Source organism: Fictibacillus sp. B-59209 (genome assembly GCF_036216745.1).
Taxonomy (GTDB): Bacteria; Bacillota; Bacilli; order Bacillales; family Fictibacillaceae; genus Fictibacillus_C; species Fictibacillus_C marinisediminis.
Genome location: NZ_JARMMC010000017.1, coordinates 63,597 through 80,306 on the forward strand (window position 1 = coordinate 63,597; position 16,710 = coordinate 80,306).

A 16,710-nucleotide genomic window follows, 5' to 3' on the forward strand; every position below is an offset into this window, starting at 1 on the left:
AATGGGGATCATACGCCAGCTTTCGACGGAAACAGAAGTTAAGGGAGCCTTTTCTGTGATGAAGCAGCTTCGTCCGCATTTAACTGAGCCATTATTTCTTGCTCTGTATGAGAAGATGCAGACCAGCGGATATACGTTGTTTGGCTGTTTTGATGATGAAAAACTGGCAGCAGTTGCAGGATTTGCTATTCAGACAAACCTTTATTATGGCAAGCATGTATGGGTCTATGATCTGGTGACAGATGAACATATTCGATCAAAAGGCCATGGAAAAGAACTTCTTTCGTTTATCGAATCATTTGCTCTTCATAACAGCTGCAACTGCGTGGCTCTGTCATCAGGAATTGCCAGAAAAGATGCCCATCGCTTCTATGAAGGCAAGATGGGATATGACTGTGTCAGCCATGTTTTTAAAAAGGATTTTGGAAACTAAAAAAAGCGGTACGCCATTTGGCGTACCGCTTTTTTTGATGGTTATGCGTTTCGTCTCATACCGCGAAGGATGGCACTGACGATTAATACTACGACTATTGCTCCAATAATGGCTGGTACGATAGCAAATCCAGCTACATCAGGACCCCAATGTCCAAGGACTAATCCTCCAAGCCATGCACCGACAAAACCAGCAATGATGTTTCCGATAATTCCACCCGGAACGTCACGTCCTGTAATTACTCCTGCTAACCAACCAATAATACCACCTATAATAAGTGCCCAAAGAAAACTCATCTCGTGTGTTCCTCCTTTAAAATTTTGTTTTGTTATTGTGCTGTACCGTTAAGATACCCATCACTTTAAAAAAATAAACAAAAACAAAAAAATGTTTTTTTGTTCCAACCATAGGGAATGTAAAACATACTAAATGGTACTTTAATATAAAGGAGAGATGTTTTTATGGCGTACAAAACATTTGATACTTATGAAAGAAATGACAGCAAGCTTGTGAAGGGACTCCTCATTGGAGCAGCAGTGGGAGCAGCAATTGCTATGCTTGACCGCTCTACCCGGCAAACCGTAAAACGTAAAACGTTAGATGTAAAAGATCAGACAGTTACTATTGCAAAAAATGTAAAGGATAATCCTCAATCGCTCACAGGCGGAGTAAAAGAAACTTTCCAATCTGCGTCTTCAGCCGTGAGCGATGTGATGGATGATATCAAACAGCTCATGTCGACAATGGAAGATGTGAAAAATACATCAATGGAAGCCATGCAGCAAGTAAGAGGGGCAAGCAGTGAGCTTGTAAAAATAGGAAGTAAGTTGAAAGGTGCAGGACAGGACGTTAAAGAGCATGGTAAAGATGTTGTGGGCGAAGTAAGCGAAAAGGATTCGATTACAGCTCCATCTTATTCCGACCTTCAAAACAAACCGCATGTGGTTACACCAAATGAGGGCAGCTATTAAGTTGCCCTTCTTTTTTCAGTATACGGATCGTTTAAAGCAGCGAGGTGAAACAGATGAAATTGTTCCATGAACTTAAGAATATATCTCCAAAGTCATTTGCCATTGAATTTATGCACAGTTTTAAAAAGAGTGGTGTTCCTGATCTGGCTGCGCAGCTGGCATATTATTTTTTGCTGTCGCTTTTTCCGTTTCTCATCTTTTTAATAACCCTTGGCGGTATCTTTATTTCTCCGGAAGACGCTGTAAAAGTTCTTAATAATGTCGTACCTGGACAATCGATGGAGTTGATTAGAGAGAACCTGAAGGCTGTGCTTGAATCTAAAAAAGGCGAGCTGCTTTCTTTCGGGATTATCGCCTCCCTCTGGTCAGCCTCTAATGGAGTCAATGCAGTGATTAAAGCATTAAATGAAGCCTATGGTGTGGAAGAATGCCGTTCGTTTATCATGGCAAGGATTTTGGCTATCTTTCTTACCATTGGATTAATTATCTCTATCGTTGTTTCTTTGGTTCTTCCTGTCTTCGGAAAAATGCTTGGGGAATTTATCTTCTCTTATCTGGGACTCGATCAGTTCTTCCTGAGCATGTGGAGCTTGTTGAGATGGGTTATCAGTTTTGTGGTTATTGCTATTGTTTTTTCTGTATTGTACTTTATGGGGCCTTGCAAACGGCTGAAATATCGTGAAGTCTGGTGCGGTGCCATTTTTTCTACCGTTGCCTGGCTGCTTGTCTCACTTTGCTTTGCTTTTTATGTTGACAGCTTCGGCAATTATTCAGCCACATATGGGAGCCTGGGAGCCATTATCGTACTCATGCTATGGTTTTATTTAACGGGGATGGTCGTCATCCTTGGCGGTGTCATCAATGCTACGTTTCATAAGTTCAAGATTGACCAGGCATATGAGAAGGGTTTATTGACAAAAACCAAATAAGATTTCCGATGAAAAGCCGCCTCATTGGCGGCTTTTTTTGGACAAATTAACATCTTCATGCATGATTACATACGGATATCATATGGTATAATGGACGGGGCTTTTTGAGCTGACTCAAATGAAATGTCATGCAATTGGCCGGGATTAAGCACGTGAATGGAGAATGATGATGAAGAAGAACAAAAAGCTCAACAAGAAAAAAGCCCGGCTAAGATGGAGAAATATCGGTTGGCTTATGTTCCTAGGGTATTTGGCTATTCTGATTTATGCAACATTGTTTACATACAACCACTATGTATATGGAAAATCAATGAACCTTGTGCTCTTTGACAGTATTCGATTAATGTGGAAGAGCCGTGACTACTGGCTGATTTTTAAAAATATAATTGGCAATGTCATTCTTTTCTTTCCGCTGGGCTTTCTGCCACCGTTGATTAACCGTTCGTTATCTAAATGGTGGCTCATGTTTGTGATTGGATTTGGGACGAGCTCTGTAATTGAAGTCATCCAATATAATTACGCTCACCGGATCTTTGATATAGACGACATCCTATTGAATGGATTCGGAACGATGGTCGGCCTTGTGGTGTTTAAACTGTGTGCACTTATCTACCGCATTGTTGAAAATAATATTCTAAGAAGAAAAAGGTAGACGCGGGCGATCCCCGGAAGCCCTTTTAGTATAAAAAACCCCTGTTGGCCAATTCCAACAGGGGTTTTGATTTTAGGTTTTCTCGATCCAGCTTCAGTGCCCAAAAGCTCGGTCATTTCACTCTCTCATCAAAACACAAGGAGCGTGTTGAAGTTCGAGAGTTCCAACGTATGTCGCTTTTAAACCAGGCACCTCAGCTTCTCGAACTTACTTCGTTTCTTTTCCTAGTACGCGGTTGACGCGTTTGGTTAGCATTTTCATGCCATCGCCGCCGGCTTGGAAGTGGCGTAGTTTGCCTTCGTTATCAAATACATAGTAAGCAGGTACATATTGGTTTTCGAAGGCATCAGTAAGGTTGTGCTGGTTATCGACAAAGATCGGCTGAGTGATGTCGTGTTCTTTTGCTACTTCTTTGATTTGGTCGATGTCCAGGTCTTTTTCAGAACGAGGCATATGAACAGCAATAACGTTTAGTTCGTTTTTGTAATCATCACGGAATTTATTGATGTTTGGCATTGCTTCTTTACAGAGTCCGCAGCTTACAGACCAAAAATGAATAAGTGTTGGTTTGTTGCCGATTAGATCAGATTTTGTTACTTCACCATTTAACCATTCCGTTGCACCATTTAGTTCAGGCATTTCGTCGCGTAATTTCATGAACAATAAACTCCTTTTTAAGAAAAATTATTTATAATAATTATTATTTAATTACAATTATAGTATAAGGAATATCGAAATGCAAAAATATTGCTTTCTATAGTATGCAGTACCTCAGCTTTATTTATTGGCTTTTCATGACACGTTTTTTTCAGCAGCAGAACGTATGCCTGTTCCTCTATGTATAAAGGTAATCACCAGTAAAGCCAGCAGCATTCCGCTTATTGCATAAACAAAAGCGCCTGATTTAAAGGTATCTATGAACCATCCTCCGATGAGCGGACCGCTCATACTTCCTGCACTGAACGCGATACCTGCCAGGATATTGCCTACAGGAAGAAGGTGCAGGGGAAGCAAGTCGCTCATATAGGTAATCCCTAATGAAAACAGAGATCCAACGAACATGCCGGCAATAAAAAAAAGGAGGAGAAATAACGGCATATTTTCCCCTGCAAACAATGTAGCAGTAAATGCCGCAAAGCCCACGAAAAGACAAACTAAAAGAACATTTCTTCTTCCAAATCGGTCGCTCCATAATCCGAGTGGAAGCTGGAACACCAGACTTCCGACAATAAAGGAAGGCAGTAAGATGGATACCCAGTCGATCGGTATGCCGTGTCGTAATGCATAAACAGGGAAGGAACCATTTAAGGAGGCTTCAAGAAAACCGTAGCCGAACGCTGGAAGCAGAGCGACCCAGGCTAGAAGTATTACCTCACGATAACGGCTGAGCGTATTCATACCAGCTTCATTAAAGCTTTCTGTTTCTGGATATTCATTTTGGATAAAGGTCATAACAAACAGAGAGATCAGGCAGAACCCTCCTGAAATTATAAAGGGAAGCGCTTCACTATACACTGCCAGCCGGGTCATCATTGGACCAATCCCAAAACCTGCACCAAAAGCTATCCCATAAAGTGCGATATTCCGGCCTCTTTTATCGGCAGGACTGTTGGAAGTTACCCATACCTGGGTGGAAAAATGAAGCATATGGTCTCCGACACCGATGATCATGCGCAGAGCGAACCAGAACCAGAACGCTTTCCACCATGGAAATAAAAATAGTGATACGGTGACGAGAATAAGCCCGGTTATAATGATTTTTTTGTAGCCGAACATTCGCACCGGTTTTTCAATAAAAGGCGAGGCGAGAACGATACCGATATAGAGGGCGGTCGCGTTTAATCCGTTCAAGGTAGAAGAGGTTCCCGACTCTTCCAGCAAAATAGCGATCAAAGGCAGGAGCATACCCTGAGAAAACCCCGAAATGAAGACAATACTGACTAACACGGAAAATTTCGATTTTGTTAATACAGCCATAAGCAATACATCCTTTTTTCAATTCTACTCTTATTCTACAATGAATATCTATTTCTTGCCTTGCTGAGTGCATTCTTTGTAAAAACAAATTAAAATTGTTTACACTATAAAAAATAAGAGGTGATATTAATGGAATTTAAAATGAAGGAGAACGGTTTTCAAACCCAATTTGAATACGGCACGCTCGATATTTCAGGCAATGAAGAGTATGGCTTTCGTCCTTATCAGCTGATGGTTTCATCTGTGGCCGTTTGCAGCGGCGGGGTGCTTCGTAAAGTTTTGGATAAGATGAGAATTGATGTTCAGGATATTACGATTCGTACGCAGGTCGTTCGCAACAAGAACGAGGCGGATCGCATAGAAAGCATTCATATGCATTTTATTATAAAAGGCCAGGAACTTTCCTCGGAAAAAATTGAAAAGGCATTGCGGGTTACGGAGAAAAACTGTTCGATGGTTCAATCTGTAAAAGGAAGTATCGATATCACATATTCATTCGAACTGACCGCATAAGAAAAAGCATTCCTTGAGAATATACCTAGGGAATGCTTTTTTGAATTATACCTTAGAGTTTCATCTCTACGGGTTCCCGCTCTTTCGCGTTCATCAGCCTGTAGACAGACGGCTTGATTTCCAGAATGATATAGTTTGGGTCCTCGGGGCCTGAAAACCAATGCTTCATCATGTCATGCCAGAATTCTTCCTTGAGTTCCTTACCATCACGCACGGTAACTGTACCTTGAAGCTCAATATAAGGATCATTCCAGTCTTCATATCCCAGGAGGACATGGACATTTGGATTCTCCTGAATTTCTTCCACTTTATGTGTTTGTTTACTGGTTGCTGTAAAGAGGGTTATACCTTCACGCTGAAACGATATATAACGTGAATGAGGTTTATTGCCTGATATGGTTGAAAGGGTGCCGATTGGGTTTGAATCTGTTATCATAGTTCCACCAATTTTAAAAGAGTAAACACAAAGACACTTGAAAAACATGAAGTGTTTGTTTTATGTGTTAAAAATTGTTATTCCTCTACTATGGATAAATTTCTTCAACAAGAAAAAAATAGGTGTATAAAGGAGGCAATTCATATGAAACGGAACCGCACATACCTTGTTATAATCATGCTTTTTTCCCTGCTGGCCCAAGCAGATACTGCTGCAGCAAGTCCTTCCAGGATACCTAACTCTGTTGTCAGCATATCAAAAGAAAATACGTATCCCAATTCCGCTCAGGATCTGCCTTACCTCGAGCCAAGCAAGCTTGCTAAATCCATGCTGAAAACATCCAATGTATCCATTGCAAATCCGGATTTAATCCGTATTCTGAACGAGTCGGAAATCAATCCATCAAAATTAGCCATCGGGTACAGAGCAAGAATTTTCCTTGGACAATGGCCGTTGTCCTATCAGTCCACGGAAACTACCGTCAATTGGGAGTACCAGCAGATCAACCTTAATCGTTTGGATAACCGAGGCGGAAAAGCAATGGCTCAGCTCAGATATCAACAGCAGGCACATAAACGGATTACCGGCGGCTTGACTGCTGAAATTCCGAATAGTGATGCTGTAAAAAAGATGATGCTGATTGCAGCAGGAGAGAAAACAAAGCTTCCTCTTTCTTTTCAGACCAATGTGGGGGCAGGAACAAGGAAAAGTAATGTCTATAATATTTCCCCTAAGCAGGTCGGTTACCTTTCAAGCTATGCGCCAGCTGTTAATGAAAGAGGAAGAGTGACATATGGAGAAGTCTACATCGTATTGAAGGGAAGCAAAAGAAAGCTTGAGGTACAGAATGTTACCCAGCAGGGAATCGGAGCCTGGATCCCGGTTCAAGAGCATGTTTCTTTCAGATTCCATTCTTCCAATATGTAAAATAAAACAGCTCCCTAAAGGAGCTGTTTTATTTTTGAAGTTCGCAATTCTCAACCCATTCTTCACTCCAGCTTTGAATTGCATCAATTACGGAGCGCAGGGATTTTCCTTTATCGGTAAGATCATACTCAATCCGAACTGGTGTTTCGGGATAAACATGACGGGCAACGATGCCCACAGCTTCAAGTTCTTTCATTCGTTCTGTGAGCATTCTGTCACTCATCTCAGGAATCTGCTTTTTTATATCCTTGAATCTTCGGGATCCACCCAATAATACACGGATGATGAGCCCCGTCCATTTTTTACCGATAATATCTATAGTAACTTCATATTTGGGACACATGGTATTGTAATCCATACAACAATTCACCTCATTGCATTGATCTTTTTCGGCTGAAAAGCCTGTTAGATATAGTCTTTCCTTTGATAATACTCTCAAAACTTACTAATGTAAAGTTTATAACTTTTTAAAAAGTTATATTTTGGAAGAACGGAGTGAAAAGTCCATTTCTTTATAATACGTATCTTTCACCAGCAGGTTGGGACCCAGGCATTTTACAGCTGGACAATGGCAGTTCAGCGATTTTGCTGTGTCGGTTTTGTTCCATTTTTCATAGGCTTCTAAAAAAGAAGTGCTTTGTATGTTGCCGAGTGAAGGAGTGTCGCCAAAGTCTGTTACGATGATCTCTCCGTCAAACAGATTGACGTTCAGCCGTGACCTTCCATCGGGATCATTACGGACGGTTACGTTCTTTTCTGCATAAAGGCGCTTTAGAAGCTTTTGATCTTCAATGGAGGTTGAACATGCATAAAAAGGCAGCGTTCCAAAAAGCATCCACACGTCCTGATTGCGGAAATCCAGCAGCCGGTGGATGGCAGCGCGGGTCTCATCCAGCGAAAGGACTTCAAGAGAGCTTGCGAAGTCGCTTGGATACATGGGGTGGATTTCGTGGCGCTGACATCCCATTTCCTGGATATGTTCATGGATTTTTTCAAGATAAGGAAGAGTGCTCTTGTTCAGCATGGTCTCCGCAGACACAAGGACGCCTTGTTTTGTGAGTTCCTGCGCATTATGTACCATCCGGTCAAATAATGCTGTTCGCTGTTCCATGGAAGGTTTGCGGTCCATCACGGCAAAACCAATCTCAGCAAAATCTTGTGGAGTTCCCCAGTTATGAGAAATGTGAAGGACATCCAAGTAGGGAAGGATGGGCTCATACCGGGTGAGATCCAGCGTCAAATTTGAATTAATCTGAGTTCTAACCCCTCGTGATGATGCGTATCGGAGTAGTGGCACAACATACTGATCCACCGATTTTTTCGACATCATCGGCTCTCCGCCTGTGATCGAGAAAGAACGCAGATCCGGAATCTCATCGAGTCTGCGGATAAGAAGATCGAGCGGCAGGGGTTCAGGGTCTTTCACATTTAAGGTATATCCGACTGCACAATGGGCGCATCTCATGTTACAGAGGGTAGTTGTTGTTACTTCAATATTGGTTAGCCTCATGGAACCGTACTGTTCCACATCCATGTAGGCTTCCCAAGGGTCATATTGAACGGAAATTGGTTCTTTTATCATCATTATAAAAAACTCCTTTTTAAATAAAACGGGTAAAAATAAAGGGCTGCGATAACCTATAAATACACCATATGATAACTCAATCAGAAGTAAAGAAAAAGAGCCTAAATTTCAAGTTTAAATTGGCAGACAAATGATCCTTTGATACAGTATGAAGGAAAGGAGAGGTTAATGTGGGTAAATCGATTGAAGATAGATCATCTCAGAAAGAGTATATTGTGCAGCGGGTGGACATGCTGCTGCAGGTGCTTGATTCCATTGATGCAGAAACAGCAGGAGTAGAAGAAATCGACCGGATCATAGGAATGCTGGATGACCTGGAGTTTAAGTGCAAGCAGTTCCGAAATCATTGGGAAGAAAAAGAGCAGATCAAAAACGAAAAGTAAGCGCTATTTTATTCTTTTTGTTATAATGGAAATGGTTTTAATGGACAAAATTATTCTTCTATAATAAAAGGGGTTAGAGCATGGAAAAGTTTCAGGAGAGCATGTATAAGCTGATCGTGGAAACATCCACAAACTTGCCGAAAGACGTACGTAGAGCCATTGCGGCAGCAAAGATACGGGAGAACGCAGGAACCCGTGCTGCGATGTCTTTAGAAACGATTACAAAAAACATTAAGATGGCGGATGAAAATGTTTCGCCGATCTGTCAGGATACTGGGCTGCCGACCTTTAAGATTAAAGTTCCGGTCAATGTGAACCAGATTGAAATGAAAAAGGCGATCAAAAAAGCAGTTGCTGAAGCGACCAGTGATGCCAAGCTGCGTCCGAACTCTGTTGACTCCATAACCGGGGACAACAGCGGAGACAATTTGGGTGAAGGTACACCTGTTATTAAATTTGAACAATGGGAAGAAGATTACATTGATGTTCGTTTAATTTTAAAAGGCGGCGGCTGTGAGAATAAAAATATTCAATACAGCCTTCCTGCGGAGCTGGAAGGCCTTGGACGTGCTGGACGTGACCTGGATGGCATCAGAAAATGCATCATGCATTCCGTTTATCAGGCACAAGGACAGGGATGCAGCGCTGGCTTCATCGGTGTCGGCATCGGCGGAGACCGTACAAGCGGATATGAACTGGCAAAAGAAATGCTTTTCCGTTCTGCGGAAGATGTAAATCCTAACGAAAATCTTCGCAAGCTTGAAGAATACGTGATGGAAAACGCCAACAAGCTTGGAATCGGAACGATGGGCTTCGGTGGAGAAACAACGCTTCTTGGCTGTAAAGTTGGAGTCATCAATCGTATTCCTGCCAGCTTTTTTGTATCTGTAGCTTACAATTGCTGGGCTTACCGCCGTCTAGGCGTTAAAGTTGATCCGGTTTCCGGTGAGATTCAAGAATGGCTCTACCAAGAAGGTGAAGAAGTCGACTTCGACAAGATGAAAGAAGAAGCGGCAGCTGCCCTTGAAGAAAAAACAGAAGTCCGCCAAGTAACACTCGAAGCACCGATTACGGAAAAACAAATCCGTGAACTTCGTGTCGGTGATGTTGTCACCATCAATGGCATGATGCATACGGGCCGTGACGCAATCCATAAATATTTAACAGATCATGACGCACCAGTTGATTTGAACGGTCAGATCATCTACCATTGTGGTCCAGTAATGGCTAAAGATGAAGAAGGAAACTGGGTCGTAAAAGCTGCTGGTCCTACGACATCTATTCGTGAAGAGCCGTATCAAGGCGACATCATGAAAAAGTTTGGTATTCGTGCGGTTATCGGTAAAGGCGGAATGGGCAAAAAGACTCTTCAGGCGCTTGGCGAGCATGGCGGTGTTTATTTGAATGCCATCGGCGGAGCTGCCCAATACTATGCGGAATGCATGCAGAAGGTAGAAGGCGTAGACCTGATGGAATTCGGTATTCCAGAAGCAATGTGGCATATTAACGTGAAAGGTTTCACAGCGGTTGTTACAATGGATTCTCATGGAAACAGCCTTCATCAAGATGTGGAAGCTTCATCGCTTGAACGCCTTTCTCAGTTTAAAGAACCTGTATTCAAATAGATACAAGAAGCCTGCTCCTGGAGCGGGCTTTTTTTGTGGCATAGATGTAATGTCTAGCTTCAGCGCTTGTCGGACCTGAACAGGGCGCTTGCACTTTTCTCCTATGGCAGATACTACCTTGTATGCTTTTAAATCAGACAAAGAAACTAAAAGTAATGATATAAAAAGCATGGAAAGGAGTGAACGGACATGAAAAAATGGGGGAATCGTTTAATAATTGCCGCTGTTTTTCTCATGATCGCCAGCAATACAGCACAAGCTGCACATGGGGATTCTTCTAATAAACGGTACGAATGGTATTTCCAGAAGAGAGGAAATGAAGTACCGCCGACGACAGATCAACGTTATTTGCTGCTGTTGAAAAAATATGATGGCATGTATATTGGTAATCCCAATCAAAAAGATATTTATCTCACATTTGATAACGGATACGAGAACGGCTACACAGACGATGTCCTGGACACGCTAAAGAGCAGAAAAGTTCCGGCGGCGTTCTTTGTTACCGGACATTTTATTAACACTCACCCTGATCTGATTAAACGAATGGCAAATGAAGGCCATATTGTTGGAAACCATACCAATCATCATCCGGATATGACGACAATCAGCGGGCAGCGTATGGAAGAAGAATTGACAGCGGTTAAGGATAAATACACAAAGCTAACTGGAAAAAAAGATATGCATTATCTTCGTCCGCCAAGAGGTGTATTCAGTGAGCGTTCAATCGCCCTATCCAAACAATTGGGATATTCGCATGTGTTTTGGTCGCTCGCGTTTGTTGACTGGGATGTTAAACGCCAGCAAGGATGGCAATACTCCTATAACCACATCATGAAACAAATTCACCCTGGCTGTATACTTTTGCTGCATACTGTTTCAAGAGACAATGCTGAAGCTCTCGGAAAAGCGATAGATGATCTTAAGAAACGGGGATACACTTTTAGGAGCCTGGATGATTTGGCTTCAAAAAGCAAGATGGATAAACCTTTGAAGCAAACACCAAAAAAGCCTTGATCAAGGCTTTTTTTCATCTGTTTGGACATGTTAGTGGGAACAAGGTGTAAACAATGCTATAATGGATCGAAAAAATTATTTTGAGAGAAGTGAATGGCTATGGCAAAAGAAACAGCCAACCATAAACAAAAAACAGCATTAAATAAAGGGCAAACCATCCCACTCAAAATTAAACGCCTCGGCATTAATGGAGAGGGAGTCGGTTTTTATAAACGCACGGTTGTTTTTGTTCCAGGTGCTCTTCCTGGGGAAGAAATAACAGCGCAGATTGAACATGTTTATCCCAACCGGGCGGAAGCAAAAGTCAAAAGCATCCGCAAAAAATCAAAAGACCGGGTTGTTCCGCCTTGTCCGATTTATGAACAATGCGGCGGCTGCCAGCTTCAGCATCTCAGCTATGCAGGACAGCTGAGAGAGAAGCAGGATGTGGTCCGTCAGGCCTTCGAGCGCTATACGAAAATAAAGCCGGAAGATCTGCCACTTAAATCAACCATTGGCATGGAACACCCTTGGGAATACCGCAACAAGAGCCAGCTTCAAGCAGCTAAAGATAAAGACAAGGTCATCGCGGGGCTCTATGGACTAAATTCTCATCGCATTATCGATCTAGATCAGTGCATGGTACAGCATCCCGAGACGGTTCGCATAACCAATGCTGTAAAAAAAATCCTGGAGGATCTGAACATCTCCATTTATCATGAGAAAAAACGCACGGGGATCATCAGAACGATCGTCGTAAGGACAGGCTTTGAAACAGGGGAAACACAGCTGGTTTTAGTAACGGCTCAAAAAATGATTCCTCGAAAAGAACTGCTTGTGTCAGAAATCAAGAAACGGATTCCGAACGTTACTTCCATCGTTCAAAACGTGAATGATAAGAAAACATCCATCATTTTCGGCGATCAAACGATTCCATTGGAAGGACCGGAAACCATAGGTGAACAATTAGGTGAATTGTCATTTGATCTGTCGGCTCGTGCATTCTTTCAGCTGAATCCTAAGCAAACGGTAAAATTGTATGATGAGGCGAAGAAAGCGGCGAAACTGACTGGTACAGAAAAAATTGTGGACGCGTATTGCGGAGCTGGAACGATCGGGCTCTGGCTTGCTCCAGATGCCCGAGAAGTCAGAGGGATGGACGTCATCGATGAGTCGATACGAAATGCAAAAGAAAACGCGAAAAGGCATGGATTTTCGAACACCCATTATGAGACGGGCAAAGCAGAGGAAATTCTTCCGAAGTGGCTGAAAGAAGGTTGGCAGCCGGACGTTATTGTGGTTGATCCTCCCAGAACGGGCTGTGATCAGGCCTTCTTAAAAACAGTAGGGAAGATTAAGCCGAAGAGAATGGTTTATGTTTCATGCAACCCATCCACCTTGGCAAAAGATGTCCACATGTTGATAAGTGAAGGGTTTAAAGTTGAAAGCCTGACACCTGTGGATATGTTTCCTCATACGGCTCATGTCGAAGTGGTTTGTTCACTTGTCTGGGAGAAATAAAAGAGAAAGGGAGTCATTCCCTTTCTCTTTTTTAATAGGCAGAATATTATGGAACTAATACATAAAGATACTGACCTACAAGACATGCAGGAAGGTAGGGTCTCTGTTATCCACAATGTTTGTTGAAAAGTATTTTATAAATCGATATTTTCTGACATATTCACACAATCCACAATGTTATCCACTGCTTGTGCATATGTAAAATAATGAAAAAATTATAAAAGCTACAATATTCGTCAAAAAAATAACAAAGTCTTTAAAAACAATTAAAGTTATCCACGATATTAACATCCTGTGGATAACCTTACCCACAAGCCATAAAGTTCCCCATAAAAGTTTTTTAGAAAAAGGGGCTGTCCAGAANNCGCACGCCCCGCGGAAAGCGAGCACCCTGGAACGGAAATCAACAGCTTACAGACTTCTTGGACAGCCCATTTAACGTCTTTATTGATTAAGCTGGCGGCGATCTGCTTCTTCCGCACGTTCTAATGCTTCATGGTCGTCCTGGTCAGCCACCTCGGATGAGTATTGAACATCTACACCTTCAGGCTGCATCTGGTCAGCTTCTGTCAAGCCGTCCTGTGCGTTGTTTAGCTGATTCTTTTCATGATCCATGAGTGAAGCCTCCTCAAAAGTAATTTTTTACTTTATCTTGTTTGCTGGGAAGAAGGGAAAGCATTTTTTGCTGCTCCATCCGCTGATTTCATTTCTTCTTTATAGAGCATCTCCTGCGTTTTGGTCAGGTCGGCGTTCCGCTCTTCCGCTTGGCGTTTTTTACTTTTCAAGGCTGTTTCCCCCTTTTAGAAAATAAAAAGAAGATAACCCAGCAAGTTAAACTTACTGAGTCATCCCCTTTATAGTTTGGCTCAAACGGCGCCAATTATTTAAGCTTCTTTCAGATGATTTTCTTCATAAACATCGGTTTGATTTTGATTTCTTAACTGATGAAGCATGTAGTTGTCTTTCTCAATCTGATATAGGTTATAAAGATCCTCTTCACGGTTGAGCTGTTCATAGACGTCGGCCCGTGATTCATTGGCCATTGTGACATACGGAATTTTTTCTGCAGCTTTTTGCGAACGAAGATTGGTTTTGCGAATCCGCATAAAAACCGTCTGAATATCCTTTTCGTAAAATAATTCGGACAGAAAACTTTCTTTAGCAAGTTTATTGTAGCCCTTGCCAAAATACGGCTGCCCAATCCAGGTGCCCAGAAATCCGCAGCCATCTTGAACGTCGTACAAGCTGATGGCTCCGATTGGATTATACCACTCATCCATAATGGTTCTGGAAATCGTTTCCCCGCGTTCTTCTTCTTCAATCGTCTGCTTGGTCAGAAACATAAATTCTTCAAGCGAGTCGGTTTTCTGACGAACAAAAGGAAAGACATCCGGGTGCGCCATTAAATTGAAAAGAACATGACAGTCGTTTAAATCACGCTTTTTTAACAATTTAACCCCTCCTAGAGGGCAGAAAAATCCCACCCTCGAATTAAGAATAAAAATTAATTCGGGGTGGGAATCGAACCCACTAGGACCAGAAATTCTGGTGGCGCACCAATTGCCTTCCCTATGGTTTTTGCATATTCATTTATACTTGAATCATAAGATATTTTTCTAAAAAAGAAAATAGTTTTTTTGTTTATTTTTTGTGAAAATATTGGTTATTTTTATACACAATTTTTCCTTCAATTATGGTCATTACCGGAAGAGATGAAAAATGAAACGGATGCTCTGTCCAGATGCTGATATCTGCGTCTTTTCCGGGTTCCAGGCTGCCGATTCGATTGGCAACGCCCAGGTTTTTGGCCGGGTTGATGGTAATGCCGCGCAGGGCATTTTCTTCACTCAGCCCCTCCCGGACAGAAAGAGCCGCACAGACATTTAAATAATGAATCGGCGTATAGGGATGATCTGTTGTAATGGATACTTCCAGACCATGATCTGCGAGAATTTTATAGGTTTCCCAAGTTTTGTTCTTTAACTCAATCTTGGATCTTCTCGTTAGGGTTGGACCTACTGAAACTTGGAGACCTCGGCCAGACAGCTCCTCGGCAACTAAATGGCCTTCCGTGCAATGTTCAATACGGAGATCAAGATTGAATTCATCTGCCAGCCGCAGAGCCGAAAGGATATCATCCGCACGATGAGCGTGAATTCTGACAGGAATTTCACGGTTCAAAGCTGCTAACAGGGGAGCAATCCTTAAATCCTCTGTAAAAGAAGAGCTTTTTGCGTGATAAAAAGCTTCCCGGAGCATTCCCATGATTCCCATCCGTGTAATGGAGTTATTTTCCCTGCCGCTGTGAATCCTTTTGGGGTTTTCACCGAGTGCCAGCTTCAGGCCTGCCAGCTCCTTGATCAGCATTTTTCGAATATCCTTTCCAGCAGTCTTAATGACGGAAGTTGTCCCTCCAATCACATTTGCGCTGCCGGGCATAATGTGGACCGATGTTATGCCATGCTTGATGGCATCCTGAAAACCGCTGTCCAGCGGATGGCAGCCGTCGATCGCCCGGATATGGGGAGTGAGTACTTCATTTGTTTCATTTGCGTCATTCCCGGCCCATCCTGTGCCCTCATCATAAAGCCCCAAGTGGGTATGGACATCGATCAGCCCGGGCAGAAGGTGGCTTCCTTCCGCATGGATGATTACCATATCCGAGGTTTCTTCGATGGATGGGGCAAGATGTTTGATTTTTCCGTTTTGGATGAAGATATCACCTTTTTGCAAAACGGGGGAGGTAATCGGGTAAATCTTTGCCCCTTTAATCAGTATTTTCAATCTGCATTCACCTAATTTTCTTTTTATTCCTAGTTATATTGTATCTTATTTCAGTAAATTCTTTAATGCTTCCTGAAGCCTTGAAAAACGGAATTGAAATCCGCCTTGAAGTGCCTTTTCGGGATAGGCATGCTGCCCTTCAAGAATGAGAACACTCATTTCACCAAGCAAAGTTTTTATGGCAAAAGCGGGAGCGGGCAGCCAGTGAGGACGTTTGATGGTTTCTCCCAATTCTTTTCCGAAATCATTGTTCTGTACAGGAAAAGGGGCAGTAACATTTAATGGACCCTCAATGTCTGATTCGATAGCATATGCAATAAGCCTTGCCGCGTCTTCAAGATGAATCCATGATATCCACTGCCTTCCAGATCCGATTCTGCCCCCGGCAAAGAACCTATAGGGCATTTCAATCTGGGAGAGAGCTCCTCCTTTTTCACTGAGGATTACTCCAAAACGAGTGAATACAGTCCTGATTCCCAGCTCAGATGCCTTCTCCGCTTTTTGTTCCCACTTTTGTGCCACTTCTGATAAAAAATTTTCATTTTTCGGTTCCGATCGTTCTGTAAAGCGCTCCTGTTCAGCAGTGCCGTAGTAACCAACAGCTGAAGCATTGACCAGTACAGAAGGTTTTTCAGGGAGTTTGTCAAGAATGCGGAGGACCTCATCCGTTGCTTTCATTCGGCTTTCCATAATTTTTTTCTTTTTTTCCTCCGTCCAGCGGCCATTGATGCTTTCACCCGCAAGGTTAATAAAGGCGTCAATACCGGAAAGGTCTTTTTCAGGAACACTGGAATCTCCAAGCCATTCCACATAATGCAATTTTGAGTCATCAGCCTCTTTTTTTGACCGTGTTAAGATGTATACATCATGATTCTTGGAAAGAAGGAGGTTTGTTACTGCCGAGCCGATCAGTCCGGTGCCTCCTGTAATTGCAATCTTCATGCTATATCCTCCTTTAGCCGAAATTTCAAGTTATTTTAA

The 16,710-nt window shown here is 42.5% G+C and carries 21 protein-coding genes; 10 read left to right on the top strand and 11 right to left on the bottom strand.

Annotation, left to right across the window (positions count from 1 at the left end; all coding sequences use genetic code 11):
- Window position 1 precedes the first annotated feature (1 nt).
- Window positions 2-433, top strand: a complete 432-nt coding sequence (locus P4361_RS12605; protein WP_328089639.1) for a GNAT family N-acetyltransferase — start codon at window positions 2-4, stop codon at window positions 431-433.
- 41 nt (window positions 434-474) lie between these two features.
- Here the strand turns inward: P4361_RS12605 and P4361_RS12610 are convergent, their stop codons facing one another.
- Entirely contained in the window at window positions 475-729 is a 255-nt protein-coding gene (locus P4361_RS12610) for a GlsB/YeaQ/YmgE family stress response membrane protein (protein ID WP_265408535.1), read from the bottom strand.
- Between the two features lie 165 nt (window positions 730-894).
- On the opposite strand from P4361_RS12610, the gene P4361_RS12615 reads away from it, so the two are divergent.
- From P4361_RS12615 to P4361_RS12625, 3 genes are all read left to right on the top strand, one after another.
- Window positions 895-1,404, top strand: coding sequence for a hypothetical protein (locus tag P4361_RS12615; RefSeq protein WP_062238585.1), 510 nt, complete (start codon window positions 895-897; stop codon window positions 1,402-1,404).
- A 53-nt stretch (window positions 1,405-1,457) separates the two neighbouring features.
- Window positions 1,458-2,333 carry a YihY/virulence factor BrkB family protein gene (locus tag P4361_RS12620; RefSeq protein WP_328089640.1) on the top strand — a complete coding sequence of 292 codons (876 nt, stop codon included), beginning with the start codon at window positions 1,458-1,460 and terminating at the stop codon, window positions 2,331-2,333.
- 169 nt (window positions 2,334-2,502) lie between these two features.
- Window positions 2,503-2,985: a VanZ family protein gene (locus P4361_RS12625; protein WP_256227038.1), complete on the top strand. Its 483-nt coding sequence runs from the start codon at window positions 2,503-2,505 to the stop codon at window positions 2,983-2,985.
- Window positions 2,986-3,192: 207 nt separating this feature from the next.
- Here the strand turns inward: P4361_RS12625 and P4361_RS12630 are convergent, their stop codons facing one another.
- Window positions 3,193-3,642 carry a TlpA disulfide reductase family protein gene (locus P4361_RS12630; protein WP_328089641.1) on the bottom strand — a complete coding sequence of 150 codons (450 nt, stop codon included), beginning with the start codon at window positions 3,640-3,642 and terminating at the stop codon, window positions 3,193-3,195.
- Between the two features lie 135 nt (window positions 3,643-3,777).
- On the bottom strand, window positions 3,778-4,962 hold the full coding sequence (locus P4361_RS12635; RefSeq protein ID WP_328089642.1) for an MFS transporter: 1,185 nt from the start codon (window positions 4,960-4,962) through the stop codon (window positions 3,778-3,780).
- A 129-nt stretch (window positions 4,963-5,091) separates the two neighbouring features.
- Between P4361_RS12635 and P4361_RS12640 the strand changes: the two genes are divergently transcribed.
- A complete protein-coding gene (locus P4361_RS12640; protein WP_328089643.1) occupies window positions 5,092-5,475 on the top strand; it encodes an OsmC family protein in 384 nt (127 codons plus the stop codon).
- A gap of 52 nt (window positions 5,476-5,527) precedes the next feature.
- Here the strand turns inward: P4361_RS12640 and P4361_RS12645 are convergent, their stop codons facing one another.
- Window positions 5,528-5,911 (bottom strand): pyridoxamine 5'-phosphate oxidase family protein, encoded by a 384-nt coding sequence (locus tag P4361_RS12645; protein WP_328089644.1) that lies wholly within the window; start codon window positions 5,909-5,911, stop codon window positions 5,528-5,530.
- Window positions 5,912-6,055: 144 nt separating this feature from the next.
- Between P4361_RS12645 and P4361_RS12650 the strand changes: the two genes are divergently transcribed.
- Window positions 6,056-6,838: a YfkD family protein gene (locus P4361_RS12650; protein WP_425590259.1), complete on the top strand. Its 783-nt coding sequence runs from the start codon at window positions 6,056-6,058 to the stop codon at window positions 6,836-6,838.
- 28 nt (window positions 6,839-6,866) lie between these two features.
- On the opposite strand, the gene P4361_RS12655 is transcribed toward P4361_RS12650, so the two are convergent.
- Complete coding sequence (locus P4361_RS12655) at window positions 6,867-7,196, bottom strand: helix-turn-helix domain-containing protein (RefSeq protein ID WP_328089645.1); 330 nt, start codon at window positions 7,194-7,196, stop codon at window positions 6,867-6,869.
- Between the two features lie 117 nt (window positions 7,197-7,313).
- The gene (yfkAB, locus tag P4361_RS12660; protein ID WP_328089646.1) at window positions 7,314-8,423 is read right to left on the bottom strand and encodes a radical SAM/CxCxxxxC motif protein YfkAB; all 1,110 of its coding nucleotides are present in this window, start codon (window positions 8,421-8,423) and stop codon (window positions 7,314-7,316) included.
- A gap of 170 nt (window positions 8,424-8,593) precedes the next feature.
- On the opposite strand from yfkAB, the gene P4361_RS12665 reads away from it, so the two are divergent.
- From P4361_RS12665 to rlmD, 4 genes are all read left to right on the top strand, one after another.
- Window positions 8,594-8,806 (top strand): SE1561 family protein, encoded by a 213-nt coding sequence (locus P4361_RS12665; protein WP_053355678.1) that lies wholly within the window; start codon window positions 8,594-8,596, stop codon window positions 8,804-8,806.
- A gap of 80 nt (window positions 8,807-8,886) precedes the next feature.
- Window positions 8,887-10,431 carry a fumarate hydratase gene (locus P4361_RS12670; protein ID WP_062238573.1) on the top strand — a complete coding sequence of 515 codons (1,545 nt, stop codon included), beginning with the start codon at window positions 8,887-8,889 and terminating at the stop codon, window positions 10,429-10,431.
- 189 nt (window positions 10,432-10,620) lie between these two features.
- Entirely contained in the window at window positions 10,621-11,445 is an 825-nt protein-coding gene (gene pdaA, locus P4361_RS12675) for a delta-lactam-biosynthetic de-N-acetylase (protein WP_062238571.1), read from the top strand.
- 99 nt (window positions 11,446-11,544) lie between these two features.
- Window positions 11,545-12,945 (top strand): 23S rRNA (uracil(1939)-C(5))-methyltransferase RlmD, encoded by a 1,401-nt coding sequence (rlmD, locus tag P4361_RS12680; RefSeq protein ID WP_328089647.1) that lies wholly within the window; start codon window positions 11,545-11,547, stop codon window positions 12,943-12,945.
- Between the two features lie 444 nt (window positions 12,946-13,389).
- Here the strand turns inward: rlmD and P4361_RS12685 are convergent, their stop codons facing one another.
- The 5 genes from P4361_RS12685 to P4361_RS12705 all read right to left on the bottom strand — a co-directional run bounded on the left by P4361_RS12685 (window position 13,390) and on the right by P4361_RS12705 (window position 16,671).
- Window positions 13,390-13,560 (bottom strand): YfhD family protein, encoded by a 171-nt coding sequence (locus P4361_RS12685; RefSeq protein ID WP_082316035.1) that lies wholly within the window; start codon window positions 13,558-13,560, stop codon window positions 13,390-13,392.
- Between the two features lie 32 nt (window positions 13,561-13,592).
- Window positions 13,593-13,730, bottom strand: coding sequence for a hypothetical protein (locus tag P4361_RS12690; protein WP_156316260.1), 138 nt, complete (start codon window positions 13,728-13,730; stop codon window positions 13,593-13,595).
- Between the two features lie 99 nt (window positions 13,731-13,829).
- The gene (locus P4361_RS12695; protein WP_053355674.1) at window positions 13,830-14,396 is read right to left on the bottom strand and encodes a GNAT family N-acetyltransferase; all 567 of its coding nucleotides are present in this window, start codon (window positions 14,394-14,396) and stop codon (window positions 13,830-13,832) included.
- Between the two features lie 190 nt (window positions 14,397-14,586).
- Window positions 14,587-15,729 carry an amidohydrolase gene (locus P4361_RS12700; protein ID WP_053355673.1) on the bottom strand — a complete coding sequence of 381 codons (1,143 nt, stop codon included), beginning with the start codon at window positions 15,727-15,729 and terminating at the stop codon, window positions 14,587-14,589.
- A gap of 45 nt (window positions 15,730-15,774) precedes the next feature.
- Window positions 15,775-16,671, bottom strand: a complete 897-nt coding sequence (locus tag P4361_RS12705) for a TIGR01777 family oxidoreductase (protein ID WP_328089648.1) — start codon at window positions 16,669-16,671, stop codon at window positions 15,775-15,777.
- Between the last annotated feature and the right edge of the window lie 39 nt (window positions 16,672-16,710).